Source organism: Bradyrhizobium sp. Kon58 (assembly GCF_055807455.1).
Genome location: NZ_JBVVOT010000375.1, coordinates 1 through 284 on the forward strand (window position 1 = coordinate 1; position 284 = coordinate 284).

General features: G+C 62.7%; 1 protein-coding gene. It reads right to left on the reverse strand.

All coding sequences use genetic code 11. From position 1 onward, the window contains the following. Positions 1–284 (reverse strand): methyl-accepting chemotaxis protein (locus AC0L20_RS40840; protein WP_473295797.1); only part of this gene is annotated, 284 nt, incomplete at both ends.

Here is a 284-nt window from a genome sequence, read left to right on the forward strand (position 1 = left end):
GCCAGGGCACCCAGCAGCAGTGCAGCCGCCGTGACGCCGATCAGCAGCGTGCGCGTGTGGTCGGCCTCGTCATTGCGCTTGGTGTTCTGGCTCTGGGTCAGCAGGTTACTGTTTTCGCGCAACTCATTGAGTTGTTGCTCGAAGCGGTTCTGCACGGCCTCGACGTTGAGCTGGGCTTGCTTGAGCTTGAGCAGTTGCCCACGGTAGTCGGTCAGGTCGGTTTTGAGCAGTGTCGAGTCTACCGGCAGCGCGGTCACGGCCGCCTGTGCGATGTCCAGCGCATC